Here is a 15,177-nt window from a genome sequence, read left to right as displayed (position 1 = left end):
CTTTATTTTCCTGTTCTTTTTGCTTCTTGTATTACTTGTCTCGTGCTGACTTTATCTGCGTCGGCAATAACTTCACACTGAATGCCCCAAGGCTGTCCCGCAGCGTCACCGCGGTTGCTGAAATACTGACTACTTTTGCATCACCGACCATGTCACCCTCGCTGGCGGCCTGACCATTAACGATAACGATACGGCGTTCGCCTGAAATCAGAATCGAAGTGACTATCCAGACAGGGGCCTGGTCCGCTTTACTCTCGCCTTCCTTGCCCATGAAGCCCGGTGGCCGGGTCGGGTCCTCCAGGGGCGCAGCATACACTGCCGCGCAACACGTAAGTAACAGCGGTGCCAGGCCAGCCAGCAGTGTTTTCTTCAGTTTGTTATCAAACACCAATCCAGGCCTCATTCAAGCTCAGCGTATTCACAATGATCGTCACATGCGCCTGCGGATGATCTTCCACGGCAAAATCGACGCTGCCCCAGTAAAAGCGGTGCGATAATTTTTCCAGCTCCTGCATATAACGCAGCGTCGACAGGTAACCGCCCTTGAATTCAATCTTCAGTGCATGCTGATAAGCTCCCGTCACCGCGCCCTTGCCGTCTTTCTTCTTCCCGGCCTCGTCAGGGTCGGTCAGTGCCAGTGGCGGCAGGGACTGCACACTCACCAGCTGCAGGTCGGTGTCACGGGTCAACACCTCTTCCAGAACCTTCGCCATTTGCTGTGGATCGATAAGATCAACGGTCATGCCCTGAAGCCGGGCATCCAGTTCCTGCATGACCTTTTTCAGGGCGGCAATCTGCTGCAGGTTCTGGGCATCCGGGTCTGTTGCCGAACGCTGCACAAGCTGTTGCTGTTGCTCGCGCACGCGCACCAGGTCTTTTTGTTGTTTTTTCAGTTTGACCTGAAGTTGCCTGGCTTGCTTGTCGAGCGGTTCAAGCAAGAGCTGGTTGCCGACCAGGAAGATGGCAATAATCAGGGCTATCAGCAAAAACCCGCGCTCCCGGATGCTGAGTGCATCGATCCAGTTCGCCAGTTGCTGGAGTTTTTCCTTCATTATTGCGCCCCTTCGGCAACACTGCGCACGCTAAAGTTTACTACGGCCGCATTCGTGGCATCGCGCTGCATCCGGAAAATCTGAAAACCGTTGTCCTCAAAGGCGGCCTCTGCCGTCAGCCGTTGCAGGAAGGTCGGGACCAGTTCCGGTTGCAATGAACTGCCATGAATGCCGATGACTTCACCACCCTGTTCGAGTTCAAAACGCCGCAGCCACATGCCGTCGGGGCGCTGCCGGGCCAGACCCTCGAAGTAACCGGAAAAGCCCTCATCGTTACCTATGCTGCGCCCGGAGAGGGTTTTAATCAGAAACTGCTTGGTCTTGCGTTCCTGCTGCAGACTCGCCAGTTCGGCCTCTGTTTCCCGGTTCTTCTGTTTCACGGGGTAACGGCGGGCGAGATCATCGAGTCTCTTCATTTCATTGTCATGCTGTCGGGTGAGCTTTGCAGATTCGGCGACCAGTGAATATACATTCCAGCGCGCATAACCGTAAATCGCCGCGAAAAAGGCAATGGTTATCGCAAACACGAGCAGCATGGTGCGCGCCGAAAAGATCTTCTCCTGCTTGCGGAACATCGGCTGGTAGAGATTGATTTGCTGCTGAACACTCATCTGCTACAGGACCTTTTGTTGCAGACGTAATGCCGCACCGATGGCGGTCAGACAGTGTGCCTGTGTCGCTGAATCGATATTGTCATTCGTTTCGAGCACGCTGTTCAGATCGAGGACACTCACCGCCATGCCCAGGTTTGCGGACAGGTAAGGGATAACCCCGGGGATTTCCCGGGCGAGAGGCGCCAGTACCAGGCTGTTGATCGGCGGTTGTGAGAAATGGCTTTCGTAATAATCAAGCGAACGCTGCACTTCCAGCGCAATGCGTTCAAGGGCTTGTTGGGTCTGCGGATGTATTTCGCCATCGTTGCCGTTCGCGGTGACCATTTGCTGCAAACCAACATCGATGTTCCGGGACAGGTAGAGCGAACCCTGACGCGTCAGGGTGATCACGCCACCTCGTTGCCCGAAATACAGGAAAGCGGTGCCGCGTATATCCTCGTCCAGCAAGGCGGCAATATTGCGAATAGCGAGTTCGGGGATGTCGATGATCTCGAGATCAAGCGAGGTCTTTTCCAGCGCCTTGATCTGGCTGTGAATGGTCGATGCCCTGGCGGCCACGGCATACATGAGGCGGGCCTTGCCGGGTGCCGCGCCCTGTTCCGGGATCTCGAAGACATCGATCACAGCGTCGTCAATATGAAAATCAATCAGGTCCTTGATACGCCAGCGTACCGCCGCCTTGAGCTCGGCAGGTTGCACATCAGGGGCTTCGATGAGTAACAGCGAATGCGAGTCAGGCTGCATGACGACGACACTGCGCCCATGCTCGATACCCAGCTCAGAAACCAGACCTTCCAGTACCATGGCGGCGTCAGCACCGGCCTCGAGCGGCAGGTAACGGCAGGCTTCAAGTTGCGGCGTCTGCCCTTCTTCGCGTCGGATGCGGGCGATAGCAATACCTTCGGAGCCCAGACTAACCCCCGTCAGCCCCCTGTCCTGTGCCTTTCGTTTTAGTAACGCAAACAGCGTATTATCCTCACCCGGCCATTTTTCGACCTTTTTATCCCCTCAACACCGGCCCTGGCCCACCACAGTCAGCATTTCCCTGAAAACATGGTTTTGTTAACGCCTTTTATAAACTCATGTATTTTATAAGATTCACACAGTAACTATATGTTGTCAATACAATCATATAGCGCAATTCTGTCCGGCTCGCGGTTGTCAGCCAGCCTTCTTCAGCCCCATCGAAAATCGATGACAATACCGGCAAAAACCACGGCGCCGAGCCAGTTATTGTTCAAAAATGCCTTGAAACAGGCGGCAGGTTGCCGATTACGGATTAAATATTGCTGATAAATACTGAGACCCACTGCGCCCAGCACCCCGAGATAATAAAACAGCCCTGATTCCGTATGCCGCCCGACCAGCAACAGCACCAGGATCAACAGGGCCTGGATGAGGCCGATAACCAGCCTGTCAGCATCGCCGAACAGGACGGCCGTTGATTTCACGCCAATCCGCAGGTCATCCGGTCGATCAACCATGGCATACATCGTGTCATACGCCGTCGCCCACAATACCGTGCCTGTCAGCAGCAACCATGCCAGTTGCGGCACCTCGCCGGTCTGGGCCGCGAAGACCATCGGCACGGCCCAGCCGAAAGCCAGGCCGAGAAAAACCTGCGGCAGATAGGTGTGACGCTTCATGAACGGGTAGATAAAGGCTAAAAATACGCCGACAAATGCCAGTTTGATGGTCAGCGCGTTCATGAACAAAACCAGCCCGAAGGCAATCAGGCACAGGCCGATAAAAAGCCAGATGGCCTCGCGCGGGCTGACCTGCCCGAGGGCCAGTGGCCGTGCCCTGGTTCGCGTCACATGCGGGTCTATCTTGCGATCGGCAAAATCATTAATGACACACCCGGCAGCGCGCATCACAAACACGCCGAGGGTGAAGACAATAAACACCGCCAGGGATGGCTTGCCCTCGGCCGCGATCCACATGGCCCACAGGGTTGGCCAGAGCAGCAGGAAGGTCCCGATCGGCTTGTTCAGTCGCATCAGCAAGACATATTGCCGTAAACGATCGCGCACCGGTGCGGGCACGCGCCCTGCATAGAGGTCTTGTAATCTTCTTAATGGATTTTGCATTGCGGTCATTATCGCGAAGCGGCGGCGCGGGTGCCAGTTTTTACGTTGATACCTGGCCCGTCAGGTATGTTTCGGAATGCCGGGCAAAAAAATCTCGCTCACCAGCAAAGGCTTGTCATGGAGGCGGAATACCGAACGCCGGCCCCAGATCCCGGCCGGTTTCTGTTCTTGCCGCTGTGTTGCCGCCCGAAACAGCCGCTGGCCGGGGTGAATACAGGCCAGCTCGACCTCGCCACGCTGCATGCGCGGTTCGGCGAACAGTACTGCACCGAGTGGCTTGTCGCCCAGGTGCATGAGGCGTCGCTCGCGACCGGTCAGGGTAGTGTGCGGGATCACGGTGCGGGCAAACACCCAGGGCTTGCCGTCACAGTGCAAATAAACCTCGCGAATCAAGGCCCGGCGGCTGGCCAGCAAGCCCATCGCCCGGGCCTCGTTATGCAGGGGCTTGTCCCAGCACTGGCGAATGACCTCGACACTGAAACGCCCCTCGCAGGCGCGCTGCAGGCGCCGGGTCAGCGAAGCGGGATCCAGTAGCCACTCCCACCAACCTGCCGGCACCTGGCAACGTAGCAGGCGGCGCGAGCTGCGCCAGACGGGTTCACGATGATGCATAACAGAAAGACGGGCCGTATTCGAAAAGCGCTTACCTTAACACGATGCCCGTCGTTCACCTATGCCTCACACCTCGCCATAGCGGGTTGCCTCGCCAAGCCAGCGGCGTACTAACGGGCTCACATGGCCGGGGTAATCCTGCATGAGCAGGTTGGCCGCCTGCTCCACGGCCGGCAGCAGGGCCTGATCGCGCACCAGGTCCGCAATCCGCAACATGGCCAGCCCGGTCTGGCGGGTACCAAGGACCTCGCCGGGGCCACGCTGTTCCAGGTCATGGCGTGCGATCTCGAAACCATCCGTGGTCTCACGCATCACCGCCAGCCGATCACGGGCGCGCTGGCCGAGCGGTGCGCGGTATAATAAGACACAGTTGCTCTCGTGCGCACCGCGCCCGACGCGGCCACGTAACTGGTGCAGTTGTGCCAACCCCAGCCGTTCCGCATTTTCGATCACCATCAGGCTCGCATTGGGGACATCAACACCGACCTCGATGACCGTTGTCGCAACGAGCAGGTCAATATCACCGGCCTTGAAGGCGCGCATGCCTGCCTCCTTGTCTGCGGCCTTCATACGGCCGTGCACCAGGCCGACATTAAGCCCTGGCAAGGCAGCCGCCAGTGCCTGCGCGGTATCTTCAGCCGCCTCGCACTGCAGGGTCTCGGATTCTTCGATCAGGGTACAGACCCAGTAGACCTGCCGGCCACTGGCACAGGCCTGCTCGACGCGGAGCACAATATCCGCACGGCGACTGTCGGGGATCACCACGGTACTCACTGGCGTGCGCCCCGGCGGTAATTCATCAATCACCGAACAATCGAGATCGGCATAAAAGGTCATGGCAAGGGTTCGCGGGATGGGTGTCGCTGTCATAATCAGCTGGTGCGGATGTCCCTCTTCGCGCCGACCTTTCTCGCGCAAGGCCAGCCGCTGATGCACACCAAAACGGTGCTGTTCATCAATCACAACCAGTCCCAACCGATCAAACTCGACATCGTCCTGGAACAGGGCATGCGTCCCCACCACGACCTGCGCCGCGCCGCCACCGATGGCGGCCATTTCTTCCCGCCTTGCGGCCGCCTTCAGGCTACCGGTCAGCCACGCAACCTTGATGCCCAACGGTTCCAGCCAGTCACGAAAATTCCTGTGGTGCTGTTCGGCCAGCAACTCGGTTGGCGCCATGACGGCGACCTGGTAGCCGGACTCGACGGCATGCAACAACGCGCAGGCCGCGACAGCCGTCTTGCCCGAACCCACGTCGCCCTGCACAAGTCGCTGCATGGGCACCGCGCGGGATAGATCCCGTAAACATTCCTTGACAACGCGTTGCTGGGCCGCGGTTAATTCGAAGGGTAGCTGCTGCAAAAAACGCTTGTTGAATTCGCCGCTGTTGCGCAACGCCGGGGCCTGGTGTGCCTGCATCCGTTCCCGCAACTGGCGCATGCTCAGGTGCTGGGCGAGCAATTCTTCAAAGGCGAGGCGCTGCTGGGCCGGGTGCCCGCCATCGCTCAGGCCGCTCAGGGGCACATCCGCTGCGGGGCGGTGCAGCATGCGCAGGGCCTCACGCAGGGTCGGCATGGCCAGCGATTCAAGCAGGCTGGCCGGTAACCACTCACGCAAGCTGGCAATATGCGACATGGCCTGTTCACTCAGGTCCCGCAGCTTTAGCTGGTGCACGCCCTCGGTGGTCGGGTAAACCGCGGTCAGGCTGCTTTCCACTGTCGTCGCCTCATCGGCAAGCACGACGCGGTATTCCGGGTGAATCAATTCCAGTGTCGACGCCCCGCGACGCACCTCGCCGTAACAGCGCAACGTGGCACCGCGTTCGAGCGAGGCCTTTTGCGCGGCATTGAAATGAAACAGGCGAATAGTCAGCGAACCGGTGCCGTCACTGATGCGTGATAACAGGCTGCGCCTTTTGCCAAACCTGACCTCGGTGAGCAGGACCTCACCCTGCACAACCGCCGAGTCGCCCGGCCGCAGGCTGCCTATCGGCACCACCCGCGTGCGGTCTTCATAACGCAACGGCAGGTGGAAGAGGATGTCCTGAATAGTATACAAACCCAGCCGGGCCAGTTTCTCTGCCACCTTGGGGCCGACACCCTTCAGGCAGGTAACGGGCAGGCTGGCCGGATCGTTGTTCATGCAGGATACAAAAAGGAGTTTGCCATTCAGTCGATAACCAGCACGGCATCCATTTCCACTTCGGCGCCTTTGGGCAGTGCCGCGACACCAATCGCCGCACGTGCCGGGTAAGGCTCGTTGAAATAACGCGCCATCACTTCATTCACCACCGGGAAGTGCGTCAGGTCAGTGAGAAAGATATTCAGTTTCACGACATTCGAAAAATCGCCACCGGCGGCCACGGCCACTGCCTGCAGGTTTTCAAAGACACGCACGATCTGGGCTTCGATATCACCCTCGACCAGTTCCATGGTGGCCGGTACCAGCGGGATCTGACCGGACAGGTAAACGGTGTTATCGACCTTGATCGCCTGTGAATAAGTACCGATGGCCTGTGGTGCCTGCTCGGTAGAAATAATCTCTCGTGCCATTATTTTCCCCTTGGTTATTTAGCTGCGAACCAGCTTGAGAACATGTTTATTATTGTGCAGGTAACGCATGATCTGTGCCAGATGATGACGGTTCCTGACGCTGAGCGTAAAGGCCATGGTCACATACTTACCCTCGCGCTCTTCCATGGCCACGTTTTCGATATTCGCGCCCATGTCAGCGACCGCTGCCGCGATCCTTGCCAGTACCCCGCGCTGGTTGGAAACATCGACGCGCAAGCCAACCTGGAAATCGCCCTCGATCTCTTCCTCCCACTCTACATCGATCCATTTTTCCGGGTGCTTGCGGAAATCAGCGACGTTACTGCAATTGCTGGTATGGATCACAATGCCCCGGCCGGCACTCAAAAAGCCCATAATCGGATCGCCGGGGATCGGGTGACAACACTTCGCATAGTTGACCAGCATGCCTTCCGTACCCCTGATCACCAGGGGTGGCGCATGCGGCTCACCGGCGGGAGGTTCTTGCCGGCCTTCTTCTTCCGGCACCAGGGCGCGCGCAACCAGTTGCGCCATGCGCCCGCCGAGACCGATATCAGCGAGTAACTGGGCCGGCGTATCAAAGCCATATCGGCTTAACAGGTGACTGACACGGGACGGCGGGATTTCATCAAAGCTGACGTCAAACACCGACAAAGCCTTGTTGAGCAGGCGCAGGCCGAGTTGTTCTGCCTCATCCTGCTGCATGTTCTTCAGGAAGTGACGAATGTTGGATCGCGCCTTGGCCGTGATGGCGAAGTTCAGCCAGGCCGGGTTCGGCTTTGCATTCGGGGCGGTAATGATCTCCACGTGCTGGCCATTAAACAGCTGGGTACGCAACGGTGCCAGGCGGCGATCAATCTTGACTGCAACGCAGGAGTTGCCGATGTCGGTGTGCACCGCATAGGCAAAATCGACGGCCGTCGCCCCCCGCGGCATCTCCATAATCTTGCCCTGCGGTGTGAAGACGTAGACTTCATCCGGGAACAGGTCGATCTTCAGGTTCTCGATAAACTCGAGTGAGTCCCCGGCGCTCTTTTGCATCTCGAGCACATTGCGCAACCACTCGCGGGCGCGCACATGATCGGTTGAACCCGCCATCTCGCCGGTTTTATAGCGCCAGTGCGCGGCAATCCCGCCCTCGGCAACGGTGTGCATGTCGCGGGTGCGGATTTGTACCTCTATGGGTACGCCGTATGGGCCGAAGAGGATGGTGTGCAGTGACTGGTAACCATTGGCCTTGGGGATGGCAATGTAGTCCTTGAACTTGCCCGGCACCGGTTTATAAAGATTGTGCACAATACCGAGCACCCGGTAACAGGCATCAACATTGTCAACGATGATGCGAAACGCATACACATCAAAGACCTCGCTGAAGGTCTGTACCTTCTGGCGAATCTTTTCATAGATACTGAAGAGGTGTTTTTCACGGCCGATGACTTCACCTTCGAATCCTTCCTGCTGCAGACGGCGCTTGATCGAGGTCTCGATCTTGCTGACGATTTCCTTGCGGTTGCCCCGCGCCCGTTTCAGGGCAGCCTCGAGGATCCGGTAACGTAATGGATAGATAGCTTTGAAACAGAGTTCTTCGAGTTCGATACGGATCGTATTCATGCCCAGACGCGTGGCAATCGGCACATAGATCTCGAGGGTCTCGCGGGCAATACGCCGTTTCTTTTCCGGCTTCATAACACCGAGAGTGCGCATGTTATGCAATCGGTCAGCCAGCTTGACGAGAATCACCCGGATGTCACGCGTCATCGCCAGCATCATCTTGCGCAGGTTCTCGGCCTGCTGCTCGGCCTTGCTCTCGAACTGGATCTGGGTCAGCTTGCTGACGCCGTCAACGAGTTCGGCCACTTCCTCGCCAAACTCGAAACTCAGTTGTTCCTTCACCGCCGGGGTGTCTTCAATGACATCGTGCAGGAGTGCTGCGATGATCGTCTGCGGATCCATGTGCATGTTGGCGAGGATGCGGGCGACGGCAATCGGATGGTAGATATAGGGCTCACCGGACATGCGGTGCTGGCCCTCGTGCGCCTCGGCGCCAAACAGATAGGCTCGGTAAATCTCACGGACCTGATCCTGCTCCAGGTATTCCTCGAGCAGGTCACACAGATCACTGATTAAAAACACCGGGACCTCCTGACTGGTTTCCTTCATAGCGGGAAACTATTGTGTGGTGCGAGGCCTGATGTGTAAAGCGGGTTGGTGGCGGGGTTTACTCAGCGGCCGGCAGTATATTTTCTGTCACTGCGGCAACTTCGGCTTCCAGCGCAGCGGCCTGGGCGGCGATTTTCGCCTCGGTCTCGATATCATCCATGATCTTGGTGCTCATCAGGCCTTCGGCGATTTCGCGCAGGGCAACCACGGTCGGCTTATCACCTTCCCACTCCACCAGTGGCTGCTTGCCGTTCACGAGTTGGCGCGCACGACGGGTCGCAACAAGTACGAGGTCGAAACGGTTATCAACATTATCCAGACAGTCTTCAACGGTTACACGTGCCATTCACTCATCTCCGGGGTGTACAATAATTAGCCACTTTTCGTGCCGTGGGCGGCAAATTGTACTGAATATGCCGTCTTCATGCCAGCAAATCCTTAATCAAGGCGGCATGAAGCGTTTTTTGCACCGCCATGCGCTGTCGCCGGGCCAGGGCCACACTGGCCAGCTCGTCCAGCGCGGTCTCAAAGTCATCATTGATGATCAGGTAATCGAACTCATGATAATGAGATATCTCGCTGATCGCGTCACGCATACGGCGAGCAATGACCTCATCGCTGTCCTGGCCGCGGCCGCGCAGCCGCTCTTCCAGGGCCTGGCGGGAGGGCGGCAGGATAAAGATCCCGACCGCTCCGGAGAAGGCCTCGCGAACCTGGCGCGCGCCCTGCCAGTCGATCTCGAGGATCACATCGGTGCCAGCGGCCAGGCGCTGCTCTACCCACTCGCGGGAGGTACCATAGAAATTATCAAATACCTGCGCATATTCGAGAAACAGCCCCTCCTCAACCATTTGGTTGAACTTGTCCACAGTGGTGAAATTGTAATCCTTGCCATCGACCTCGCCTTCGCGCGGTGCGCGCGTCGTGTGCGAAACCGAGACCATGATGTGGTTATCACGTTCCAGCAGGGCCTTGACCAGACTGGTTTTTCCGGCGCCGGAGGGGGCCGCGATTATATAGAGTGTCGCTGACATAGGGGGACTCGTATTTTTTCCTGGTTATTCAATGTTCTGGATCTGTTCGCGCATCTGCTCGATAAGCACCTTCAGGTCCACCGAGGCACGAGTGGTATCGATGGCGATCGACTTCGAACCGAGGGTATTGGCCTCACGGTTCATCTCCTGCATAAGGAAATCCAGCCGCCGGCCGACAGGCTTGTCGGCGTCGAGGTTGCGTTCCACCTCGTCGATATGCGTGGCGAGGCGGTCCATCTCCTCGTCGACATCCATCTTGTTGACCAACAGCGCGGCCTCCTGCTCCAGGCGGCCTTCATCGAGGTTCACGTCCAGCTCAGCGAGCCGCTCGATGATCTTCTGACGCTGGGCGGTAATGATGGCCGGCAGTTGCTCACGCACCGCGGACACACGCTGGCGCATGCCCTGCAGGCGTTCGAGGATCATCTCGCGCAAGCGGGCACCCTCGCGCTCGCGCGTACTGACCAGTTCATCCAGTGCCTCATCAAACAGCAGCAGCGCCTGTTCACGCAGGGCCGCCCAGTCGGCACTGCCGCTATCAAGCACCCCCGGCCAGCGCAGCACGTCCATGGAATTAATCGCCGCCGAGTTATACAGGAGATGGTCGATCTCGCGGCTGGCATCGACGACCTGTTTGGCGAGCTCGGTATTGATATTCAGGCTGGTCTTACCCTCGCCCCCGGCCTGGAAACGCAGGTTACACTCGACCTTGCCCCGGCCCAGCCGTGTCGCCAGACGCTCACGCAAGCCGGCCTCGATGGCGCGGATTTCCTCCGGCATACGCAACCCGGGTTCCAGGTAACGGTGGTTAACGGAGCGCACTTCCCAGCTCAGTGTGCCCCACTCGGTGTTGCGGTCACAACGGGCAAAGGCGGTCATACTGCGGATCATGGAAAAACCTTTTTTCTGTTATTCGACTAAAAGATGTGACCGCGCCGGGCTTCGCCGGCTGCGGTCTTGTGCTAGGCTTTGCAATAATGATGAATACTAAACCACTTGCCAGATGAAGACACCACCCAGAAGCCTGCCCGACGGTACCCGCATTGATGATTATGTCATCACCAGGACACTGAGTCGTGGCGGTTTCAGCTATGTCTACCTTGCCAATGATGTCCGCGATGGCAGGCGCATAGTCCTCAAGGAGTATATACCGGCACGCCTCGCGCAGCGTGATACGGAAATGCGCGTGGTCGCCCATAGTGAAGAAACTATCGAGCATTTCGTTCATGGTCGCAAGCTGTTTCTCCAGGAGGCCAGTGCCCTGGCCGGCCTGAAACACCCGAATATCGTCAACGTCATCAATTTCCTGAATGCCAACGGCACGGTCTACATGGTGATGCAATTCGAGCAGGGCCATAACCTGCACAGCTATATCAAGAAGCATAAGGGTTTTCTCAGTGAACAATTCCTGCTTACCGTGTTCCCGCCCCTGCTTGATGGCCTGAAGATGATCCACGCCTCCGGTTTCCTGCACCTCGACATCAAGCCGGGCAATATCCACCTGCGCCCCGGCGGCAGCCCGCTGCTGCTCGATTTCGGTGCCGTGCACCCGATCATGCAGACCCGTAGCGGCCAGCCGACCCAGGTCGTTACCCCCGGTTTTTCGCCCATCGAGCAATACACGAATCGGGGCTATGTCGGGCCGTGGACGGATATCTATGCGCTTGGCGCGACCATGCGTAACTGCATCGATCAGCGACCGCCGCCGGCCGCGATCGTGCGCCACGAACAGGATTCAATGAAGCCGGCAGCCGAGGTCTTTCGCAAACACTATTCCCCGGAATTGCTCAAGGCCATCGACTGGTCGATGGAGGTCGATCCCCTGTTGCGGCCACAGAGTATCGATGCCCTGCTCGAGGTCATGCCCCGCCTGAATGTCGATGGTACGCCACGGGAAGAGTCTGCATAAACATCGATGAAAACGGCTATCGCACAAATCAACCGCCTCGGCAATCGCCTATATAACGAGGATCGCCTGATCGTTACCGAGGATAATGACACGACCCTGCTGGTGGTAGCCGACGGCATGGGCGGACACAGCGGTGGCGATATCGCCGCCCAGGTGCTGGTCGATACGCTCGACAACTATTTCCGCCGCAGCAAAAAACCGATTGCCAGCCCGCGGGCCTTTTTGCGCAATGCCATTGAAGTCGCGCACAGCAATATCCTCAAGGCCGGCCAGCAGCAGCAACCGCCGGTTGAGCCGCGAACCACCTGCGTTGCCTGTCTCGTACAGGGGCAGACCGCGACCTGGGCACATGTCGGTGACAGCCGACTGTACCTGCTGCGTGCCGGTCGCATCATTGCCCGCACGATTGACCACTCTTACGTCGAGGAGCTTTTCCGCAAGGGCCTGATCAGCGAGTCAGACATGCTGACCCATCCAAAGCGCAGCTATATCACGCAGTGTGTGGGCGCGCGCAATCACCTGCCGGATATCAGCTACACCGAGCGTGATGACCTGCAGCCGGACGATATCCTGCTATTATGCAGCGACGGTTTCTGGTCGGCACTCGGCGAACGCGACCTGCAGGGTCTGCCGGGCAGCCCCAACCTTGATAACGCGCTCAATGATCTCGCTACTCGCGCCGAAGGCAGCGCCTATCCGCAAAGCGACAACATCAGCGCTGTCGCCCTGCGCATGCTGGACTGCAGCAGCACGATCAACGCCGGCAACAACCCTCACCACCCTGCCCGGACTACCGCGGAGGAGCCGGGCAGCGATAACATCAGTCACGCGATCAGTGCCATTAACAAGGCCCTGGAAGATTACCGTGACGAAATGGATTATGATCCGAAAACCAAATAAGTCTTTTTTACTCACCTGAACAATAAGGAATTCCCATGCGACCCAGTGGCCGAGCCCCGAATGAATTACGTCAGATCCGTCTGACCCGCAACTACACCAAGCACGCCGAAGGCTCGGTGCTTGTCGAGTTTGGTGACACCCGGGTCCTGTGTACCGCCAGCGTCACCGACAAGGTACCGGGCTTTCTACGCGGCAAGGGCCAGGGCTGGGTCACCGCCGAGTACGGCATGCTGCCACGCTCCACGACCGAACGCATGGGCCGCGAGGCAGCCCGCGGCAGGCAGGGTGGTCGCACCATGGAAATCCAGCGCCTGATCGGTCGCGCCCTGCGGGCGGCTATTAATATGAAGGCCCTGGGCGAACACACCATTCACATCGACTGTGATGTCATCCAGGCCGATGGCGGCACACGTACCGCCTCGATCACCGGCGCCTATGTGGCGCTTGCCGACGCCATCGCCGTGTTGCTAAAGGACGGCTCGATCAAAAAGAGCCCCCTGCAAACCATGATCGCCTCGGTCTCGGTCGGCATGTTCAAGGGTACGCCGGTACTCGATCTCGACTACCCGGAAGACTGCAATGCCGAAACCGACATGAACGTGGTCATGAACGAGCAGGGCGACTTCATCGAGGTACAGGGCACCGCCGAAGGCGTGGCCTTCAAGCGCGCGGAACTGGACGGCATGCTGGACCTGGCCGCCGACGGGATCCAGCAATTAATCGAAGCACAACGCACGGCCCTGGCGGCAGGATAAGCAAGACATGCAAAAGATCGTACTGGCCAGTAACAACGCCGGCAAGGTTCGCGAGATAAACCAGATCCTCGCCGGTCTGGGTGTTGAGGTCGTGCCACAGGCTGAGTTTGATATCCCCGAGGCCGAGGAAACCGGTTTAACCTTTGTTGAAAATGCAATTCTCAAGGCCCGCCATGCGGCGCAGCTAAGCGGCCTGCCGGCCATCGCCGACGATTCCGGTCTCGAGGTCGATGCGCTGCAGGGGGCGCCGGGTATTTACTCGGCACGCTATGCCGGGGTGGGCGCATCAGACCGGGACAACCTGAACAAGCTGCTCAAGGCCTTGCAGGATGTGCCCAAGGCCGAACGTAGCGCACGCTTTCAATGCCTGATGGTCTTTATGCGCCACGCCGAAGACCCGACACCACTTATCTGCCAGGGAACCTGGGAAGGCCGCATTCTTGAAACCGCACAGGGCGAAAACGGTTTCGGCTATGACCCGGTATTTTACGTGCCGGAACAGGGCTGCTCCTCCGCCCAGCTCGATGCCGGAACCAAGAACCAGCTCAGCCACCGGGGCAAGGCGTTACGAGAATTAGTCACCGCGATGCAGAAACAGTTTTTATCCTCCGTTCAAACGCCCTGACCGGCAACGTTCACTAAATTCAAGATGTTAAATACGGATTTTTCGACCCTGTCAAAAAACCAGCATTTTTTGTAACAAAAAATAACCATTATGATCTAGGCGCACGCTTGAAAGATAGTATAATTACCCCATATTCACTGTATAGCATTGCAATTGACAGGTTGTTTTGCCGACATGCTACCCCCCCTCTCCCCCCCTGCATGTCGGTTTTTTGAGCGCGGCATTTTATGCCGCGCTTTTTTTTGCCCTGAACCTTCGGGACGAAGGTTAGGGTACTCATAATGAAGCCCGAAGGGATTCTATGAGTGGTGAAATTATCCACCACAGATGTCCATATAAACGCAAAAATTCAAAGCCCCACGAACAAAGGAAACGAGTGATGGCTTATAGAAGTTGTAGGTCGGATCAGCGAAGCGTGATCCGACGTGCACATGTTAAATCCGCGTCGGATTACGTCGCTATCACTCCTAATCCGTATATGGTCTCCTCCCGTTTTGCAAGTCTTTGTGTTATCGGTGACAGGGACAGGATTGCTTCCGTATATCCGGCCTGTTGATGGGGGCTATCCCCCTGGCCTCGATGAAATGCGCGCGTATCGTCCTTATCGACCTGGCGGTCTTGATGGACCGTCGGATTAGTCAGGTTTTCGATACGCCGGTCTGACCTGTTGTGTCATCGGTTGTCACAAAGTCTTCGCAATCGTTGGCAGGTTACCTCTCTACTCGTTAGCGTACTGTTTCAACGTCTCTTCATGCGGCCTGATAAACCGCCTTGTTGGCCAATACCGCCCATCCCATTCGCGCCATCTTGTTGGCCAACGCAACAACGGCTTTATTGAAGCCTCGCGCCGCCTTGACCTTGTTGACCCAGCGGC

16 protein-coding genes are annotated in these 15,177 nt (G+C 57.7%); 4 read left to right on the top strand and 12 right to left on the bottom strand.

All coding sequences use genetic code 11. The features are described from left to right. Positions 1-31: 31 nt before the first annotated feature. The 12 genes from RQ738_RS03140 to RQ738_RS03085 form a co-directional block, all read right to left on the bottom strand. A complete protein-coding gene (locus RQ738_RS03140) occupies positions 32-388 on the bottom strand; it encodes a hypothetical protein (protein WP_314161939.1) in 357 nt (118 codons plus the stop codon). Further along, positions 381-1,052, bottom strand: a complete 672-nt coding sequence (gene gspM / locus RQ738_RS03135; RefSeq protein ID WP_314161938.1) for a type II secretion system protein GspM — start codon at positions 1,050-1,052, stop codon at positions 381-383. Before gspM ends, RQ738_RS03140 begins: the two co-directional genes overlap by 8 nt. Further along, positions 1,052-1,663, bottom strand: coding sequence for a PilN domain-containing protein (locus tag RQ738_RS03130; protein ID WP_314161936.1), 612 nt, complete (start codon positions 1,661-1,663; stop codon positions 1,052-1,054). The genes gspM and RQ738_RS03130 overlap by 1 nt, the downstream gene beginning before the upstream one ends. Before the next feature lie 3 nt (positions 1,664-1,666). After that, complete coding sequence (gene pilM, locus RQ738_RS03125) at positions 1,667-2,578, bottom strand: pilus assembly protein PilM (RefSeq protein ID WP_314161995.1); 912 nt, start codon at positions 2,576-2,578, stop codon at positions 1,667-1,669. A 263-nt stretch (positions 2,579-2,841) separates the two neighbouring features. Next, positions 2,842-3,699 (bottom strand): 4-hydroxybenzoate octaprenyltransferase, encoded by an 858-nt coding sequence (gene ubiA, locus RQ738_RS03120; protein WP_314161994.1) that lies wholly within the window; start codon positions 3,697-3,699, stop codon positions 2,842-2,844. 117 nt (positions 3,700-3,816) lie between these two features. Next, positions 3,817-4,368: a chorismate--pyruvate lyase family protein gene (locus RQ738_RS03115; RefSeq protein ID WP_314161935.1), complete on the bottom strand. Its 552-nt coding sequence runs from the start codon at positions 4,366-4,368 to the stop codon at positions 3,817-3,819. A 66-nt stretch (positions 4,369-4,434) separates the two neighbouring features. Continuing rightward, on the bottom strand, positions 4,435-6,510 hold the full coding sequence (recG, locus tag RQ738_RS03110) for an ATP-dependent DNA helicase RecG (protein WP_314161933.1): 2,076 nt from the start codon (positions 6,508-6,510) through the stop codon (positions 4,435-4,437). 26 nt (positions 6,511-6,536) lie between these two features. After that, positions 6,537-6,920 carry a RidA family protein gene (locus tag RQ738_RS03105; RefSeq protein WP_314161932.1) on the bottom strand — a complete coding sequence of 128 codons (384 nt, stop codon included), beginning with the start codon at positions 6,918-6,920 and terminating at the stop codon, positions 6,537-6,539. A gap of 18 nt (positions 6,921-6,938) precedes the next feature. Beyond that, a complete protein-coding gene (spoT, locus tag RQ738_RS03100; protein ID WP_314161931.1) occupies positions 6,939-9,080 on the bottom strand; it encodes a bifunctional GTP diphosphokinase/guanosine-3',5'-bis pyrophosphate 3'-pyrophosphohydrolase in 2,142 nt (713 codons plus the stop codon). Positions 9,081-9,138: 58 nt separating this feature from the next. After that, complete coding sequence (rpoZ, locus tag RQ738_RS03095) at positions 9,139-9,426, bottom strand: DNA-directed RNA polymerase subunit omega (protein WP_314161928.1); 288 nt, start codon at positions 9,424-9,426, stop codon at positions 9,139-9,141. Positions 9,427-9,502: 76 nt separating this feature from the next. Then, on the bottom strand, positions 9,503-10,114 hold the full coding sequence (gmk, locus tag RQ738_RS03090) for a guanylate kinase (protein ID WP_314161927.1): 612 nt from the start codon (positions 10,112-10,114) through the stop codon (positions 9,503-9,505). Positions 10,115-10,138: 24 nt separating this feature from the next. Continuing rightward, positions 10,139-11,005 (bottom strand): YicC/YloC family endoribonuclease, encoded by an 867-nt coding sequence (locus tag RQ738_RS03085; RefSeq protein WP_314161926.1) that lies wholly within the window; start codon positions 11,003-11,005, stop codon positions 10,139-10,141. Between the two features lie 112 nt (positions 11,006-11,117). Here RQ738_RS03085 and RQ738_RS03080 point away from each other — a divergent pair, with 112 nt between their 5' ends. From RQ738_RS03080 to RQ738_RS03065, 4 genes are read left to right on the top strand one after another with little or no spacing between them, the layout of a single operon-like run. Next, entirely contained in the window at positions 11,118-12,023 is a 906-nt protein-coding gene (locus RQ738_RS03080) for a serine/threonine-protein kinase (protein WP_314161925.1), read from the top strand. Between the two features lie 6 nt (positions 12,024-12,029). Beyond that, positions 12,030-12,923 (top strand): PP2C family protein-serine/threonine phosphatase, encoded by an 894-nt coding sequence (locus RQ738_RS03075; protein WP_314161923.1) that lies wholly within the window; start codon positions 12,030-12,032, stop codon positions 12,921-12,923. 35 nt (positions 12,924-12,958) lie between these two features. Further along, positions 12,959-13,678: a ribonuclease PH gene (gene rph, locus RQ738_RS03070; protein ID WP_314161922.1), complete on the top strand. Its 720-nt coding sequence runs from the start codon at positions 12,959-12,961 to the stop codon at positions 13,676-13,678. A gap of 7 nt (positions 13,679-13,685) precedes the next feature. Beyond that, complete coding sequence (locus tag RQ738_RS03065) at positions 13,686-14,303, top strand: XTP/dITP diphosphatase (RefSeq protein WP_314161920.1); 618 nt, start codon at positions 13,686-13,688, stop codon at positions 14,301-14,303. The last annotated feature ends 874 nt before the right edge of the window (positions 14,304-15,177 follow it).

The organism is Sulfuriflexus sp. (assembly GCF_032250955.1).
Classification (GTDB): Bacteria; Pseudomonadota; Gammaproteobacteria; order AKS1; family AKS1; genus Sulfuriflexus.
The sequence above is the reverse complement of the archived record's forward strand: the minus strand, read 5'-3'. Positions and strand labels throughout refer to the sequence as shown.